At 66.8% G+C, this 15,069-nt stretch carries 9 protein-coding genes; 2 read left to right on the top strand and 7 right to left on the bottom strand.

Annotated elements, in window-relative coordinates; translation table 11 throughout:
• The first annotated feature begins 53 nt into the window (after positions 1 to 53).
• Complete coding sequence (locus IEX41_RS09700) at positions 54 to 929, top strand: MBL fold metallo-hydrolase (RefSeq protein WP_188790038.1); 876 nt, start codon at positions 54 to 56, stop codon at positions 927 to 929.
• Here the strand turns inward: IEX41_RS09700 and IEX41_RS09695 are convergent.
• Together IEX41_RS09695 and IEX41_RS09690 are read right to left on the bottom strand one after the other, a co-directional pair.
• On the bottom strand, positions 926 to 2,374 hold the full coding sequence (locus IEX41_RS09695; protein ID WP_188790037.1) for an MDR family MFS transporter: 1,449 nt from the start codon (positions 2,372 to 2,374) through the stop codon (positions 926 to 928). The two genes, IEX41_RS09700 and IEX41_RS09695, sit on opposite strands and share 4 nt — an antisense overlap.
• Before the next feature lie 275 nt (positions 2,375 to 2,649).
• On the bottom strand, positions 2,650 to 3,276 hold the full coding sequence (locus IEX41_RS09690) for a GcrA family cell cycle regulator (RefSeq protein ID WP_188790036.1): 627 nt from the start codon (positions 3,274 to 3,276) through the stop codon (positions 2,650 to 2,652).
• 151 nt (positions 3,277 to 3,427) lie between these two features.
• On the opposite strand from IEX41_RS09690, the gene IEX41_RS09685 reads away from it, so the two are divergent.
• Positions 3,428 to 4,237: an ABC transporter permease gene (locus IEX41_RS09685; RefSeq protein ID WP_188790035.1), complete on the top strand. Its 810-nt coding sequence runs from the start codon at positions 3,428 to 3,430 to the stop codon at positions 4,235 to 4,237.
• On the opposite strand, the gene IEX41_RS09680 is transcribed toward IEX41_RS09685, so the two are convergent.
• From IEX41_RS09680 to IEX41_RS09660, 5 genes are all read right to left on the bottom strand, one after another.
• A complete protein-coding gene (locus tag IEX41_RS09680; protein ID WP_188790034.1) occupies positions 4,155 to 5,123 on the bottom strand; it encodes a DMT family transporter in 969 nt (322 codons plus the stop codon). The two genes, IEX41_RS09685 and IEX41_RS09680, sit on opposite strands and share 83 nt — an antisense overlap.
• A 436-nt stretch (positions 5,124 to 5,559) precedes the next feature.
• Entirely contained in the window at positions 5,560 to 6,741 is a 1,182-nt protein-coding gene (locus IEX41_RS09675; RefSeq protein ID WP_188790033.1) for an HlyD family type I secretion periplasmic adaptor subunit, read from the bottom strand.
• 1 nt (position 6,742) lies between these two features.
• Positions 6,743 to 8,950: an ATP-binding cassette domain-containing protein gene (locus IEX41_RS09670; protein ID WP_229673104.1), complete on the bottom strand. Its 2,208-nt coding sequence runs from the start codon at positions 8,948 to 8,950 to the stop codon at positions 6,743 to 6,745.
• Positions 8,947 to 10,272 (bottom strand): TolC family protein, encoded by a 1,326-nt coding sequence (locus tag IEX41_RS09665; RefSeq protein ID WP_188790032.1) that lies wholly within the window; start codon positions 10,270 to 10,272, stop codon positions 8,947 to 8,949. Before IEX41_RS09665 ends, IEX41_RS09670 begins: the two co-directional genes overlap by 4 nt.
• A gap of 94 nt (positions 10,273 to 10,366) precedes the next feature.
• Entirely contained in the window at positions 10,367 to 14,929 is a 4,563-nt protein-coding gene (locus IEX41_RS09660) for an Ig-like domain-containing protein (protein ID WP_188790031.1), read from the bottom strand.
• Between the last annotated feature and the right edge of the window lie 140 nt (positions 14,930 to 15,069).

Raw genomic sequence — 15,069 nt, 5'->3', positions numbered from 1 at the left:
CATACATATTCCAAACATGGAAACTGTCTGAAATCACCAAGGAGACGACCATCATGACCACCAGCCCCACCGTGAAGTCCTTCTGGGACGAGACCACCGGAAGCTGGCAATATGTCTTCCATGATCCTGCCACCATGCGGGGCGCCGTCGTCGACCCGGTGTGGGATTACGACCCACAGGCCGCCGCGACCTCGACCAAGAATGCCGACGCGATCCTCGCCTATATCGAGGACGCCGGGATCGAGATCGTCTGGATCCTCGACACCCACCCTCATGCGGACCACTTCTCCGCCGCGCCCTACCTTGCGGAAAAGCTCGGCGCGCCCACGGCCATCGGCGAGAAGGTCACCGGGGTGCAGAAGCTGTGGAAGAAGATCTACAACCTTGGCGAGGATCTCCCCACCGACGGCTCGCAATGGGATCGCCTGTTTTCCGATGGCGATACCTTCATGGTGGGCGATATCGAAGTTTCGGTGATCTTCTCACCCGGTCATACGCTGGCGTCGATCACCTATGTGGCCGGGGACGCGGCCTTCGTGCATGACACGTTCATGATGCCCGACGCGGGCACCAGCCGCGCCGATTTCCCCGGCGGATCGTCGGCGGATCTTTATGCCTCGCTGCAGCGCATCCTGTCCCTGCCCGAGGACACCCGCCTTTACGTCGGTCACGATTACGCCCCCGAGGGCCGCGAGGCCGCCTGCTGCGCCACCGTGGCTGAACACAAGGCCGGCAACATCCACCTCAAGGACGCGCCCACAGAGGCGGAATATCGCAAGGTGCGGGACGAGCGGGATGCCACCCTGCCCCTGCCCAAGCTCATGCTCGCGGCGTTGCAGATCAACACCCGGGGCGGGCGCAAACCGGCGCCCGAGGAGGACGGACGCCGGTATCTCAAGATCCCGCTCGACTACTTCGAACCGCGCTAGGCGTCCTTGACCATGTCCGGCGGGCGGCGGACGAAGAAGCTGGCCACGATCATCAGCATCGCGATCGCCGCCCCGGTGGCAAAGCCCACCCGGACCCCCGCCGCCGTCGCGTCGACCATGTCGGCCCCGGCAGCGATTTCCGTGCCGATGCGCAGAGACATCACCGACACGAACAGCGCGATGCCCGCAGCGCCCGCCACCTGCTGGACCGTCCCGATCACCGCAGAGCCATACGGGTAAAGCTCCTTGGGGAGCGAGCCCAGCGACGACGTGAAAAGCGGCGTGAAGAGCAGCGCGAGGCCGATGCTCAGCAGCACATGCGCCCCCAGCACCGCCGCCATGCCGCTGTCCGTGCCCAGTGCAGCCATGGCCCAGAGCCCACCCGAGACCGCCACCGATCCCGGGATCACCAGCTTGCGCGCGCCGACCTTGTCGAACATGCGGCCCACGAAGGGCGCCATGAGGCCCATCAGCAGCCCACCCGGCAGCAGCAGAAGCCCCGCCTGAAGCGGCGTCATGCCCAGCACCGTCTGCATGTAGATCGGCAGCAGGATGATCATTCCGAACAGCGCCATCATGCACAGCGCCATCATCACGACCGAGACCGTGAACACCCGCACCCGGAAGGTGCGCAGGTCCAGAAGCGCCCGCCCCTGCGGCCCCAGCCTCAGCTGCCGCGCACCAAACCACAGAACCACCAGCGCACCGACGGCCAGCGGCAGCCATGGCGGGACCGCACCGCCCTTGCCATGGCCTTCGCCGATGGCCGAGAGGCCATAGACCAGACCGCCGAAGCCCAGCGCCGACAATGGCACCGACACCAGATCAAGGGGGGTCTTCTTCGGCTCCGTCACGTTGACCAGCTTGGCGCGGCCCAGCGCCAGCGCGCTAAGGCCGATGGGAAGCACCAGCCAGAACATCCAGCGCCAGTCGAGCAGGCTCAGGATGATCCCTGAAATGGTCGGTCCGATGGCCGGTGCCACCGAGATCACGATCGAGATGTTGCCCATGACCTTGCCCCGGCTTTCGGGCGGAACGAGTGTCATGGTAGTGGTCATCAGAAGCGGCATCATGATGGCGGTGCCGCAAGCCTGCACGACGCGCCCGGCGATGAGCATCCCCAGCCCCGGCGACAGGGCGCAGACCAGCGTGCCGAGACTGAACAGCGACATGGCCGCGGTGAACACCGTGCGGGTGTGAAACCTTCGCAGCAGGAAGCCGGTGATCGGGATCACCACGGCCATGGTCAACAGGAAGGCGGTGGTCAGCCATTGCGCCGCGTTCGCCGTCACGCCGAGATCGGTCATCAGGTGCGGCAGCGCCACGCCCATGATCGTTTCGTTCAGAATCACCGTGAAAGCCGAGACCATCAGCAAACCAATCACGAGGCGGTTGCGGCCCGACTCGTCAGGAGAAAGCGCAGCTTGCGCGGAAGTGTCGGTCATACGGGAGCCTTCGGAAACGGAAAAAGGGCGCGTGCGGCGCCCGTCATGGCCTTGGGATATGGCGTCTGCGTGACGTTTTCGGAAGTCACGAAACGAAGAGCGGCACGGCTTTGCCGACACGCACCATTTGACGGGCCTGCTGCCTGCTGCCTGCTGCCTGCTGCCTGCTGCCTGCTGCCTGCTGCCTGCTGCAGGCTCGGCCCGCGCCATTCCCTGTCAAAGAGAAAAGGCGCCCCACAAGGAGCGCCCTTCCTGTTCAGCCTGCGCCGGGCGCCTTACCGGCGGCGGTCGCGGCGCGAGGACATGGGCTGGAACGCTACGCCTACGTGGGCCTCGCAGTAGGGCTTGCCCTGCTGGGCCGGCAGACCGCAGAACCAGAAATCCTCGGTCGCGGGGTCGCCCACGGGCCATTTGCAGGTGCGCTCGGTCAGCTCCATAAGGCCCAGCTTGCGAGACTTCTTCTCGACTTCGCTCACCTTGGCGAGGGCCTCGGGGCTGATCTCGTTGGCGGAGGGCTGTGGCGGCAGCGGCTGGCCAGCGGGAATGATCTTGGCTCGCGCGCTCGGCACCGAGGCCACCGCCGGGCGGGTCTCGGCCACCGGGGCCTCGTCCTCGTCATCCTCAGGCTCTGCGGCGGGCGCCGGAGCGGGTCGCGCGGGCTTGGGCTCGCGCGCGGGCTTGGGCGCGGCAGCCGGGGCGGCTGCGGCGGGCGCCGCGGCAGGGGCTGCGGCCGCCGGGGCGGCGCCGGGACCGCCGGTGCGGTTCGACAGGCCGAGGCGATGGACCTTCCCGATCACGGCATTGCGGGTGACACCGCCAAGCTCCTTGGCGATCTGGCTGGCGGACTGGCCCTCAGCCCACATCTTCTTCAAGAGCTCGACGCGCTCATCGGTCCAGGACATGTCTCATCCTTGTTGAAAAAGGCGACCCGGAATACAGGTCAGTTGGAAAAGGCGACCCGGAAAACAGGTGGCCTGGAAATTCCGCGGTTGGCCCTATTGTAGTCATCGCCACCCGAGTTACAAGACAAGCCCGCAATCGAAAGGCCTCCAGATGAGTGAGATTTCCAGCAAAGCCCCGGGCGAACGTCGCTTCGGGCGCGTAAACTGGCTTGGGCTGCAGACCCTCTGCCAGCGCGAGATCATGCGTTTCCTCAATGTCTGGACGCAGACGCTGCTGGCGCCGCTGGTCACCGCCGGGCTTTTTCTCGTGATCTTCACCATCGCGATAGGTCCGCAGCGCGGTGACGTGATGGGCGTGCCCTTCACCAGCTTCATCGCGCCGGGCATCCTGATGATGACGGTGATCCAGAATGCCTTTGCCAACGCGTCGTCGTCCATCGTGATCTCTAAGGTGCAGGGCAACATTGTCGACACGCTGATGCCGCCGCTGTCTCCGCTCGAGCTGATCCTGGGCTACCTTGCGGGCGGCGTGGCGCGCGGTCTGTTCGTGGCCTGCGCCATCACCATCGGGCTTTTCGTGTCCACCGGCCTCGTCCCGCAGCACCCGGCGGTGCTGCTGGTCTTCGTGCTGCTTGGTGCGGCCTTCATGTCGGCTCTGGGGATGCTGGCAGGGCTGTGGTCGAATAAGTTCGACCAGATGGCCGCGATCACCAACTTCGTGGTGACCCCGCTCGCCTTCCTTTCGGGCACCTTCTATTCCGCCGAGGCCCTGCCCGCCGGCCTCTACGAGGTGACCCACTTCAACCCGGTGTTCTACCTGATCGACGGCGCGCGCTACGGCATGCTCGGGGTCAGCGACGCCAACCCCGGCCTTGGCTTCATCGTGGCCCTGGTTGCGACGGCGGCGGTGATGCTGGCGGCGTGGTCACTGTTCCGGACGGGATGGCGGTTGAAGGCATGACCGGGGCGGCGCGGCCCCTGAGCCGCGCCTCGCGCCACGCCAGAAGACCGGCGCCGCTCGTGATGACCAGCGCGCCCAGCACCGATACCGCGTCGGGCACCACGCCGAAGAGGCCGAAATCGTAAAGCGCGGCAAAGACCAGCGTGGCGTACCAGAACGGCGCCACGAAGCTGGCATCGGCCCGCTGTATCGCCTGGATGAAAATCGCCTGCGAGCTGGCCATCACGAGGCCCACCGCAACCAGCGCCGCCCATTGTTCCGGCGTTGGCATGCGCCAGACCGGAAGCACCGCGACGCTCGCGATTACCGTCCCGATCAACGCATTGAGCAGCAGCACCTGGTAGGGGCCCTCCCGGCCTGACAGCTGCTTGAGCATGATCATCTCGAACCCCAGCATGACTGCCGCTCCAAGCGCGAAAAGCGCCGCGGGCTGAAAGGCGTCCGGCGTCGGACGCAGCAGGATGATCGCGCCGGTCAGCGCGATCACCGCCGCAGAGATCCGCACCTTGCCGACGGTTTCCCCCAGCAGGGGGATGGCCAGCAGCATGGTCACCACAGGGTTGAGAAAGCTGATCGCCGTGGCGTCCGACAAGGGGATGAAGACGGTCGCAGTGAACATCAGGCTGATCCCCGCCCAGCCCAACAGCACCCGCAGGCCATGGATGCGCCAGCGCGGTGCAACGATGCGCGGGCGCAGGAATGCCCCGGCCACCGCAAAGCCCATCAGTGCAAAGATGAACCGGCCATGGCTGGCCTGCAGAGGATGCAGCGCTGGACCGAGGGTGTCCGTGCCCAGCGATTTCGCAAGCAGGGTCGTCCCCGCCACCAGCGAGGACGCGACAAGGGTGAGCATTGCGGCCAGCGCGGGATTCGTGCGTACAGTCATGTGTACATCCATGCGCCCGTGTCCGTGTGTGCGCAAGCGTGATCCGTGCAGGCCCACCGCTGTGGCATAGCCGCGCCTTCCTGTGTCCCTGTCCCTCCGGTACTGCACTGCGAAGATCATAGGCCGCTTGCGCAGTTCAGGTGCGCATGCTGGCACCGCTTCGCTGATGCTGGTATTTTTCCTGCCCTAAGGCGCTCCAGAGCTTTACCGAAGCTGCCCGCCAAGGTGGCTCATTCGCTTCCGCCGCCCCGAGAGTTCTCCCCTCCCCACCGAAGGTCCCGGGCTCGTGTTGCCTTTAGGGGATGCGCTCGCCCTCCGCTGGAGGCTTGGACAGGACCAGATCGCAGACGCCGCGCGCAGCCTGCACGCAAGCATCGGCTCGTTTTGGGCTCGGAAGCCACAGCATCGGCGCCCCGCAATAGGGGACTTGCGCCTCTTACGGCTCGCGGAAGGCTTCGCGGGTCTTGTAGAGCGGTTTGAGCAGGTATTGCAGCACGGTCTTCTCGCCGGTGTGCAGTTCGGCCTGCGCCTGCATGCCCGGGCGGATCTCGATCCGGGCCTGCCGGTCGGTCATCGCCGTGGTATCGACCCGCACGGCAACCTTGTAATGCGGGCCAAGCTCGGGGCGGCGTTCGTCCTCGAACGTGTCGGCGGAAATGACATCCACCTTGCCCTTCAGCGTGCCATAGATTGTGTAATCGTAGGCCGATAGCTTGATCGTCGCCTCCTGACCGGGGCGGATGTTGGCGATATTCTCGGGCGCGACCTGCGCTTCGACAAACAGCTCCTCGTCCAGCGGTATGATCTGCATGATCTCTTCGCCCGGTCGAACGACCCCGCCGATGGTGGTCACGTTCAGCCCGTTGACCACCCCGTGCATGGGGCTGGTGAGAACAGTGCGGGTCAGCTGGTCCTCGCTGGCCTTGAGGTTCTGGCGCAGGGTCGCAAGCTCTTTGAGCGTATCGGAATATTCCTGCGCGCGGGTCAGTTCGGCTTGCGTCACGATCTCGTCGTAGCGGACCTTGGCATCGGCATGGGCCTTGCGGGCGCGCGTCACCTCGATCAGCGCAACCACCTTGTCGGCCAGCAGATCTTCGAGCAGCTTCAGCTCGCTTGCTGCCTGCTCCATCACCCGCTGCGCCCCGGCAGAGCGCTTGACGAGGTCCGAATGGCGCGCCCTCAGCAACGCGCCCTCGGAGGCGACGATCTGCGGCGACCGGGACGCAAGCGCCTCAGGCACGGTAAACTCGGCGGCACCGACCAGCTCGGCCTCGAGACGCAGGCGGCGGATCTCGAGAGCGGTGATCTGGTCCGACAGATCCCCCACAGAGGACCGGAACTGCGTGCCCTGAAGCCGCGCCAGCACGTCGCCGCGCATGACCACGTCGCCCTCCTTGACCGGCAGCTCCGCTAGGATGCCGCCTTCGAGGTTCTGGATGATCTGCGGCCGGGACGAGCTGATGATCTGCCCGTCCGCCCGCACGATCTCGTCAACCCAGGCAAAGCCGGCCCAGAGGATGAAGCCCCAGACCGACAGGGCGCAAAGCCAGATGGTCAGGGACGGCCCCTTCAGGTCCTTGAACAGCTGCGCCTGCAGGTTGGTGGACGTTGATGCCATGTCAGGCCCCCCTGCGCAGATGCGACAGTACTTCGTCGCGCGGCCCGTCCACGGCGATGCGCCCGTTCGCCATCACCATGGTGCGGTCCGCCAGCGACAGGATCGGCACCCGGTGGGTGGCGATGATCGCGGTGCGCGAGGCCAGCCACCCCTCCAGCCGCGAGATCAGCGTCTTTTCCAAAGTCTGGTCCAGTGCGGCGGTGGGCTCGTCCAGCAGGCAGATGTCGGGGTCCTGAAGCCACAGACGCGCCCAGCCGATGCTTTGCCGCTGACCGCCGGACAGCCCCTCACCGCCATCGCGGATGTCTAGGTCGAGGCCCTTGGGGTGCTGTTTCACGAACTGGCCCAGCCCGGCGAAATCCAGCGCCTCGTAAAGCCGTGCGTCGTCCCGTTCCAGCAGCGACAGGGTAAGGTTGTCGCGAAGCGTGCCCTGGAACAGGCGCACGTCCTGCCCGAGATAGCCGATGCAGCGGCGCAAATCACGGGGCTCGATCTGGCCCACTTCGGTGCCGTCCACCAGCAGCCGCCCGGAGGCAGGGGCATAAAGCCCGCTCAGCATCTTGAGCAGCGTCGTCTTGCCCGACCCGTTCGCCCCCAGCAGCGCCAGCGTCTGGCCGGGTTTGATCGAAAGGCTCTGCAGATCCACGACCGAGGCGCTTTCGGGATCGTAGCGGAAGGTCACATCGCGCAGATCGAACGCCCCTTTCAGATGCTCGCGGCGCAGGTAGGTTCGTGCCTCGGACCGGTCCTGCGGTGCCTCCGCGATGGCATCCAGCCCGTCGAGCGCGCCCTTGACGTTGCCCCAGCGCGCAAGGATGCCAGACAGCTGCGTCAGCGGCGCAAGGGTGCGCGAGGTGAGGATGCCCGTGGCGATGATCGATCCCACAGTGAATTCCCCCGCAAACACAAGGTAGGTGCCCGCGATCACCGCCGTGACGTAGGTGGCCTGCTGCATCCCCGCCGACCAGAAGGACAGCACCGCCGACAGCTGCCGCTGTTGCGAGCTTTTCAGGGCTTGAACGGCGGTCAGCTCGGCCCAGATGCGGGCAAAGCGATCCTCGCCGCGCTGCGCCTTGATGGTGTCGATCTCGCCCACCACCTCCTGCAGAAGCCGCGACTGGCGCGAGGATGCACCCTGCATCTCCTTGGTCAGGCGGATCATGCGGCGCTGCATCACAAGGCTCGGGAGCACCATCAGGACGCCGCCCGCAATGAGCACGCCCACGACAGGCCCCGCGATGGACCAGACCAGCGCGAGGAAGACGAAGATGAACGGGATGTCGGCCAGAGCGCCCACGGTGCCGGCGGTAAAGAATTCCCGCACCGAGCCGAATTCGCGCATGGCCGAGAACAGCTGCGCCGGGGACCGCCCCGATGTGTCCGATCGCATCCCCAGCAGCCGTGACATGAGCAGTTCCTGCACGGTCATCTCGATCTGCCGCCCGGCACCGTCAAGCAGTTGCGAGCGCGCGATCTTGAGGAAGGATTCCAGCAGCAGGGCCATGAACGCCCCCGCCGCCAGCACCCAGAGCGTGCTTTCCGACTGGTGCGGGATCACCCGGTCGTAGACCTGAAGCGAGAACAGCGCCACCGACACCGCCAGCAGGTTCGCGACGAAGCTGCCCAGCGCCACCTCGGCAAAGGACCGGCGGAAGCGGCGGAACTGGCCCCAGAACCAGTGCGGCGCCTCGGCGGCGTCGGTGTGAGCGTCCGCCAGCGCCGCGACCGGCGCTTCGGCCCGCAGCACGGTACCCGAAAAGAACGGTGCGAAATCGCCCAGCGGCACCTCGGCGCGGTGGCCCTTGGCACCCGCATCATAGACCACGAGGCCGCCGGCCTCCTGTTCCAGCACCAGCACCGCCTGCCCGTTGGTCATCAGCGCGATGGCAGGCCAGAGCGCGGGCGCGGGGCGTACCGCCTTCTGCGCCTCTGCCTGAAGGCCCGCCGCCTCAAGCCCCGCAACCAGCGCGCCTGCCCCGATGCTGCCATCAGCGCCCTCGTGCCGCGACAGCGCCTCGAGCACGTCCTGCCGCCGCGCCTCGGTCCCGCGCAGCCCGGCGAGCACGCGGATCAGATCGCAGCGCGCCTCGGCGCGGACAGAGTGGCGCGGGCCGCCGGTATTGGTGGGCACAGCCGCCGCTCCGGGCACGACCTGAAAGGCGGCGCCGCGCGCCTGCCCCGACAGTGCCGAGAGCGGCTGCCGCGTCACATCCGTGCCCCTTCGGCCAGAGCGCCCTTGAGCCGCGCGAGGTCAAGCTCGGCGCGGGCGGCCTTGTAGCGCAGGTCGATCTCTTTCTCGAGCGCGGCGGAATAGGTTTCGTAGACGCCGACCACGTCCATCACCTGCCGCTGCCCGCCTTCGTACTGGCGCTGGAACAGGTCGAGGTTGCGCTTGGCCTCCACCGTCAGCAGCCGCGCTTCGGACAGCTGGCCGCGATAGGCCTCGATCTGGCGGGTCTGGCTGGCGATCTCGCGGGCGGCAGCCTCCTGCGCCTGTGCCACGCGGCGGCCCGCAGCCTCGCGCCCCACCTCGATGGCGTTAAGCTCGGCCATGGTACCAAGGCCGAAAAGGCTGTCAGAGGTGATCTCGAGCCCGCCCATGGCGTTCCCGCCCCGATCCACGCTGCCATTGGCCGCAAGGCCCGGCAGGTAGCCCGCGCGCTGGATGCGGGCCGAGGCCAGCGTCACCTCGCGTTCCGCCTCGGCGCGCAATACCCCGAGGGGGGCGTTCTCGGCGGCTGCGTGCAGATCACCGAGGCCGAAGATCTCGTCCATGGGCCGCGCCGTCATGGTGCGCAGCTCTGCAAGGGCGGTGCGGGTGCTTTCCTCGGCGGCATCGCGGCGGGCGCGGATCGTGCCCAGCTTCTGGCGCAGCACCGTGAGGTCGGAACGGTCCGATACCCCGCCCTGTACCCGGCGCTCCATGATCCACTCGAACTCCGACATGTCATTCAGGGCGCGGCCGAAGTGGGCGCGGCTGTCGCGGCCTTCCTCGGCGAGCAGATAAAGGCTCAGCGCCTCGAAGACGCGGGCATTGCCGTCCTCGACCATGGCGACGGCGGCAAGCTCCACGTCGGCCTTGGCCTTGTCCCGCTCCGCAAGCATGCGGCCATTGTCGAGGATCACCTGCTCCACCACAAGCTGCGCGACCACGTCCCCCAGAGAGGTCAGCGAGGCGCGCGGCCCGATGCGCGGCATCCAGTTCTTCTGCGCCGCCTCGGACCGCAGCTGCGCCACGCGCAGCTCGGCCTCGGCAACACGGGCGTCCGACGCCATGACCGCCTGCGCCACCCGCGCGTAGGGGGTGCCGGGGCGGATGGCGCTCCGGCGCTGCTGCAAGGCGGCGATGATCGGCGATGCCTCGGCCACGTCCGCCGCAAGCGGCAGCGCGGTGGCCTCCATCGGTGTTGTAGCTGTGCTGTCCATGCCGAGGAACCGCGTCACGGCATTGTCCCCGGTGTCCCTCGTGCAGCCGGGAAGACACGCGAGAACCGCGATCGCCCCCAGCCTGCGCCTGCTGGTCTGCCTCATGTGGTGCCCCCGTTTCCGGCCCGCTTGTTTTATATGTGTCGGGATCCGGGAGCCCCCTGCAGAGGCCCCCGGACGTTTGTGCGCACCAGCGCCGTCAGATGACGACGTTGGTGATCTCTTCGTCGATGTAGAGGGTCGCCTCACCAAGGGTGAAGATGTTGTGCCCCTCCCCGTCGTTGCCCACCGACTGCGCCCCGAGGATGGTGACGCTGTCATCGGCCCCGCCTTCCACCGTAAGGCTGTCGCTGTTGTCAGACAGCGCAAGAACCTGGCTTTCGGTAATGGTCAGCTCGGATTCCTCGGCAAAGTCCAGGTCGATGGTCTCCACGTCGTAGGCCGACAGCGCCTCGGCCATGTCGCCGGTCATGGTCACCTCGGAGGTGGTGGTGTCATCGACCACGAAATAGGTGCCGGTGGTGTTGCCCGCGTCATCGGTCGAGGCAACCACGAGATGCGAGCCATCGGGCACGACATTGGTGAAGCTGAAGGCGGTCTCGTCCAGCGCCGCGATCTTGTACGAGCTGAAATCGACCTGCTCGAGCTCGCCTGTGACCTCGTCGGTCACCTGCAGGATCTGCACATCTTCGCCGTCGGTCGAGCCAAGGGTGATGCCCCGCAGGCCGAGGTGATCGCGGGTGTAGCTCTCCACGTCCGGGCTGTCCGGCGGGGTGGTGTCGATGCCCACGGTTTCGGTCAGCGCGCGGGTGTTGCCCGCCGCATCGGTCGCCTCCACCAGCAGCGCCAGAGAGGTGGCATCGATGGGGATGGCCGAGGTCGGGATGTCCGCCGTCCAGCTGCCATCTTCCGAGACGCTGGCCGCGAGGACGGTGCCCGCCACGGTCAGGCTCACGGTCGAGCCCGGCTCGACGGTGCCGCTGACGCTCACGCCCGCCCGCGCCTCTTCGGCGTTGATGGTGCCGTCGCCCGCGATGGGCGCGCCATCGAGTTCCAGAAGGTTGACCGAGGTGTCGACCTCGAACGCCTTCTCGGCGGTGGCGACGTTGCCCGCCGCATCCACCGTGGTGACGCTGGCGCTGGTGGGGTATTCGCCCACCGGGATATCGGCAGCGGCGAAGGCCACGGACCAGTTGCCCGCCGCATCCACGGTGGCCTCGAGGGCGGTACCCTCGATCTCCACCACCACGGTGGCACCCGGCTCGGTGGTGCCGGTGAGGACGATGCCGTCCGACGCCTCGGCGGCGTTGACCATGTCGTCGCCCTCGACGGGGGTGGGCGCGATGCCGAAGTTCACCACCTCCGTGTCCACGGCGACATTGTCGGTGCGGGTCAGGGTGTTGCCTGCTGCATCGGTGATCGTCGCCGAGATATCCGCAGTATAGGTGCCCGCCGCGATCTCGGAGGCGGCGAAGGTTGCCGTCCAGGTCCCGCTCGCATCGGTCGTGACCGTGTGCGAGGCATCGCCCATGGTCACCACCACCTCCTGCCCCGGGGCCGAGGTGCCGGTGACGGCGACACCGTCCGATGCCTCGGCGGCGTTGACCATGTCATCGCCTGCCATCGGCTCCGGGCTGATGGTCAGCAGGCCGGCGTCGGTGTCGATCACCACATCCTGAACCAGCGTCTCGCTGTTGCCCGCCGCATCGGTCGAGACCGCAACGAACTGCACCGTCTGTTCGCCCGAGGGCAGTTCCGAGGCGGTGAAGTCGACCGTCCAGCTGCCATCCGCCGCGACGGTAGCGGCGTGGGTCACGCCATTGAGGGTCACGTCCACGGTAGCGCCCGGCTCGGTCGTGCCGGTCAGGGCAAGGCCCTGCGCCGCTTCCTCGGCATTAACGATCCCGTCCGCGCCGCCGGGGGTGGAGGTGCTGGCGAAGTCGCGCAGCAGCGTGTCCACGGCAATCTCACCGCTGTCGGTCGCCACGTTGCCCGCCGGGTCGGTGGCGGTGGCGGTCACGGCCAGCGTCATCTCTCCTTCGGGAATGTCCGAAGAGGCGAAATCCGCGGTCCAGCTGCCATCCGCCGCCACGGTGGCGGTGGTGGTGACCTCGCCAAGTGTGACCTCGACCGAGGCACCGGGTTCAGCCACCCCAGTAAGGGTCACGCCATCGGCGGCCTCGACGCCATTGACCACGTTGTCACCCTCTACCGGCTCATCCGAGAGGGTCACGAAGGTGCCGGTGTCGACGGCAAAGCTGCCCGTGGCGCTGGCCACGTTGCCCGCCGCATCGGTGGCGGTCACGGTGACGGACTGGTCATAGCTGCCCGCCGCCACATCCGCCGCCGGCACGGTGATCGTCCAGGCTCCGCCAGCGTCGGCAGTGGTGTCGTATACCTCGCCCCCCACGGCGACCGAGATCGCAGCGCCCGCTTCGGAGGTTCCCGAAAGAGCCACACCATCCACCGCTTCGGTGCTGTCCACCACACCGTCACCAGCGATACCGCCGTCGAGGGTGACATCCAGATCGGTATCCACCGAAAAGGCGTGTTCTGTGCTGGTGGTGTTCCCCGCAGCATCGATCGCCACCACCGTGGCGGTGGTGCCGTAGGTCCCTTGGGCGAGCATATCGAGCGCCAGGCTCCAGCTGCCGTCCGCCTCGACGGCGGCCTCGTGGCTCATTCCGTCCAGCTCGACCGTGACGGTCGAACCGGGCTGCGAGGTGCCGGTGAGCATGACACCACTGGCGAATTCCACCGCGTTGATGACGTCGTCCCCGGCAAGCGGCAGGCTTTCAATGGTCAGCGATCCGGTGGTGTCGATCTGCACCTCCGCGCTGGCGGTGCTGACGTTGCCCGCCCGGTCCATGGTGACCGCCGAGATGTCGGCCACGTACTCGCCGCCTTCGATGTCCGTGGGCGCAACGACCACGGCCCAGCCCCCGTCCGATCCGGCGGTGGTGGTGTACTCGCGTCCACCGTAGGTCACGATCACCGTCGCACCGGCCACGGCGCCGCCGGTGATGGCAAAGCCCGTGCCCGCTTCGGCGGCGTTGACGAGGTTGTCGTCGCCTACCGGGTCAATGCTGAGCGGATCGGGCACGGTGTCAATGTCCACCCCGTCCGCCACCATGGTGCTGTTGCCCAAACCGTCCGTTGCGGTGACCGACAGGTCAGCAAGATATTCTCCCTCTGGCAGGGCCGCGGCATCGAAGGTGACGCTCCAGCTGCCATCGGCGGCCACGGTCACGCTTTGCGAGGCATCGCCCGTGGTCGCGGTGACGGTCGCCCCGGGCTCAGACGTGCCGGCGATGGTGACACCGTCCGTGTGATCCTCGGCATTGACGATGTCGCCGGTGGCAACGGTGCCTTCGGTGATCTCGAGCGCCGGGGGCGTGAGGTCGATGGTCACCGGCGGCCCGTCCAGCAGGATCTCGTGGCCGAACGGGGTGCTCACAATGACCTCGACAGCGTCATAGCTGCCGTCGCCGGGGAAATCATCGCTGCCGAAGGTCACCTCCCAGGTGCCATCTGCGTCAATGACACCGCCCGACGTCACGTCATCAATGGAGATCGAGACGGTATCGCCCGGCTCACCGGTACCGGTGATGATGATCTCGGGCTCTTCAGTGCCCCCCACGAGGACAGGAACATCAGGGTTATCCACCGTCGGCTGAGCCCGCCCCCCGTCGAGACCTCCGCCCGTGGTATCGTCACCGCCCGTCGTATCGTCACCGCCAGTGGTATCGTCGCCGCCAGTGGTGTCGTCGCCGCCAGTGGTGTCGTCACCGCCAGTTGTATCGTCACCGCCAGTTGTATCGTCACCGCCAGTGGTATCGTCACCGCCAGTGGTATCGTCACCGCCAGTGGTGTCGTCGCCGCCAGTGGTGTCGTCGCCGCCGGTGGTATCGTCGCCGCCGGTGGTGTCGTCACCGCCGGTGGTGTCGTCACCGCCCGTGGTATCGTCGCCGCCAGTGGTATCGTCGCCGCCCGTCGTATCGTCACCGCCAGTGGTGTCGTCCCCGCCAGTGGTATCGTCGCCGCCAGTGGTGTCGTCGCCGCCGGTAGTATCGTCACCGCCAGTGGTATCGTCGTCGCCGGTGGTGTCGTCACCGCCAGTGGTATCGTCGTCGCCGGTGGTGTCGTCGTCGCCGGTGGTGTCGTCACCGCCGGTGGTATCGTCGCCGCCGGTGGTATCGTCGCCGCCCGTGGTGTCGTCGCCGGAGCCTCGAGGACCACCGCCCCCCTCTCTACCACCGCCCAGCACAGCCACACCGCCCAGCACGGCCGCGCCACCGACCGCAGGTGACAGTGCCGTGCCCACCAGAGCACTTTCGGCGAGCATCGTGACCTCGTCTTCCTCATACCCCTCGGCCAGGACAACCGGGCGATCATAGAAGATCAAGGCGTCGTCCGGGCTCCACTTGCCCCAGGTTTCGGTATCTCCGTACTGCGCGTAAAGCGTGCCACTGCCACCGTCCACGAAGGTCGCCTCATGCAGCACCCCGTCAGAGCTCAGGAACAACTGGGCAGGCGTGCCAGCCGAGAAATATCCCTCGAGCACGATGGTCCGGCCATCGGCAAGGGTCACCAGCAGGTCACTTCCCTGCCGCTGGTAACCCGCCACATCCGTCTCGTGAAGGTTGAGAGAAACCTGGTTGCCGCCGCTGGCGTCAATGAGGAAACCCTGCCCCTCACCGCCAACGCTGCCCATGTTTACAGAGCCCGTACGAGTACGGGCGACAAAATCAATCGCAATCATTACTACACCGCTCTTGGCCTCAGTCGCCGGTTTTTTGTTCTAGGTGGCGACATTACTTTTCCGGTATCCAACTACCTTAATTTCGCCATAATCTCTAGCGGCAAATTGATCAGGCGTCATAAATGGCGCCTCTTGCAAAA

This window comes from Salipiger pallidus, assembly GCF_014643635.1.
GTDB lineage: Bacteria > Pseudomonadota > Alphaproteobacteria > Rhodobacterales > Rhodobacteraceae > Salipiger > Salipiger pallidus.
Note: the sequence above shows the minus strand (reverse complement) of the source record. Positions and strands in the feature narration are given on the sequence as shown.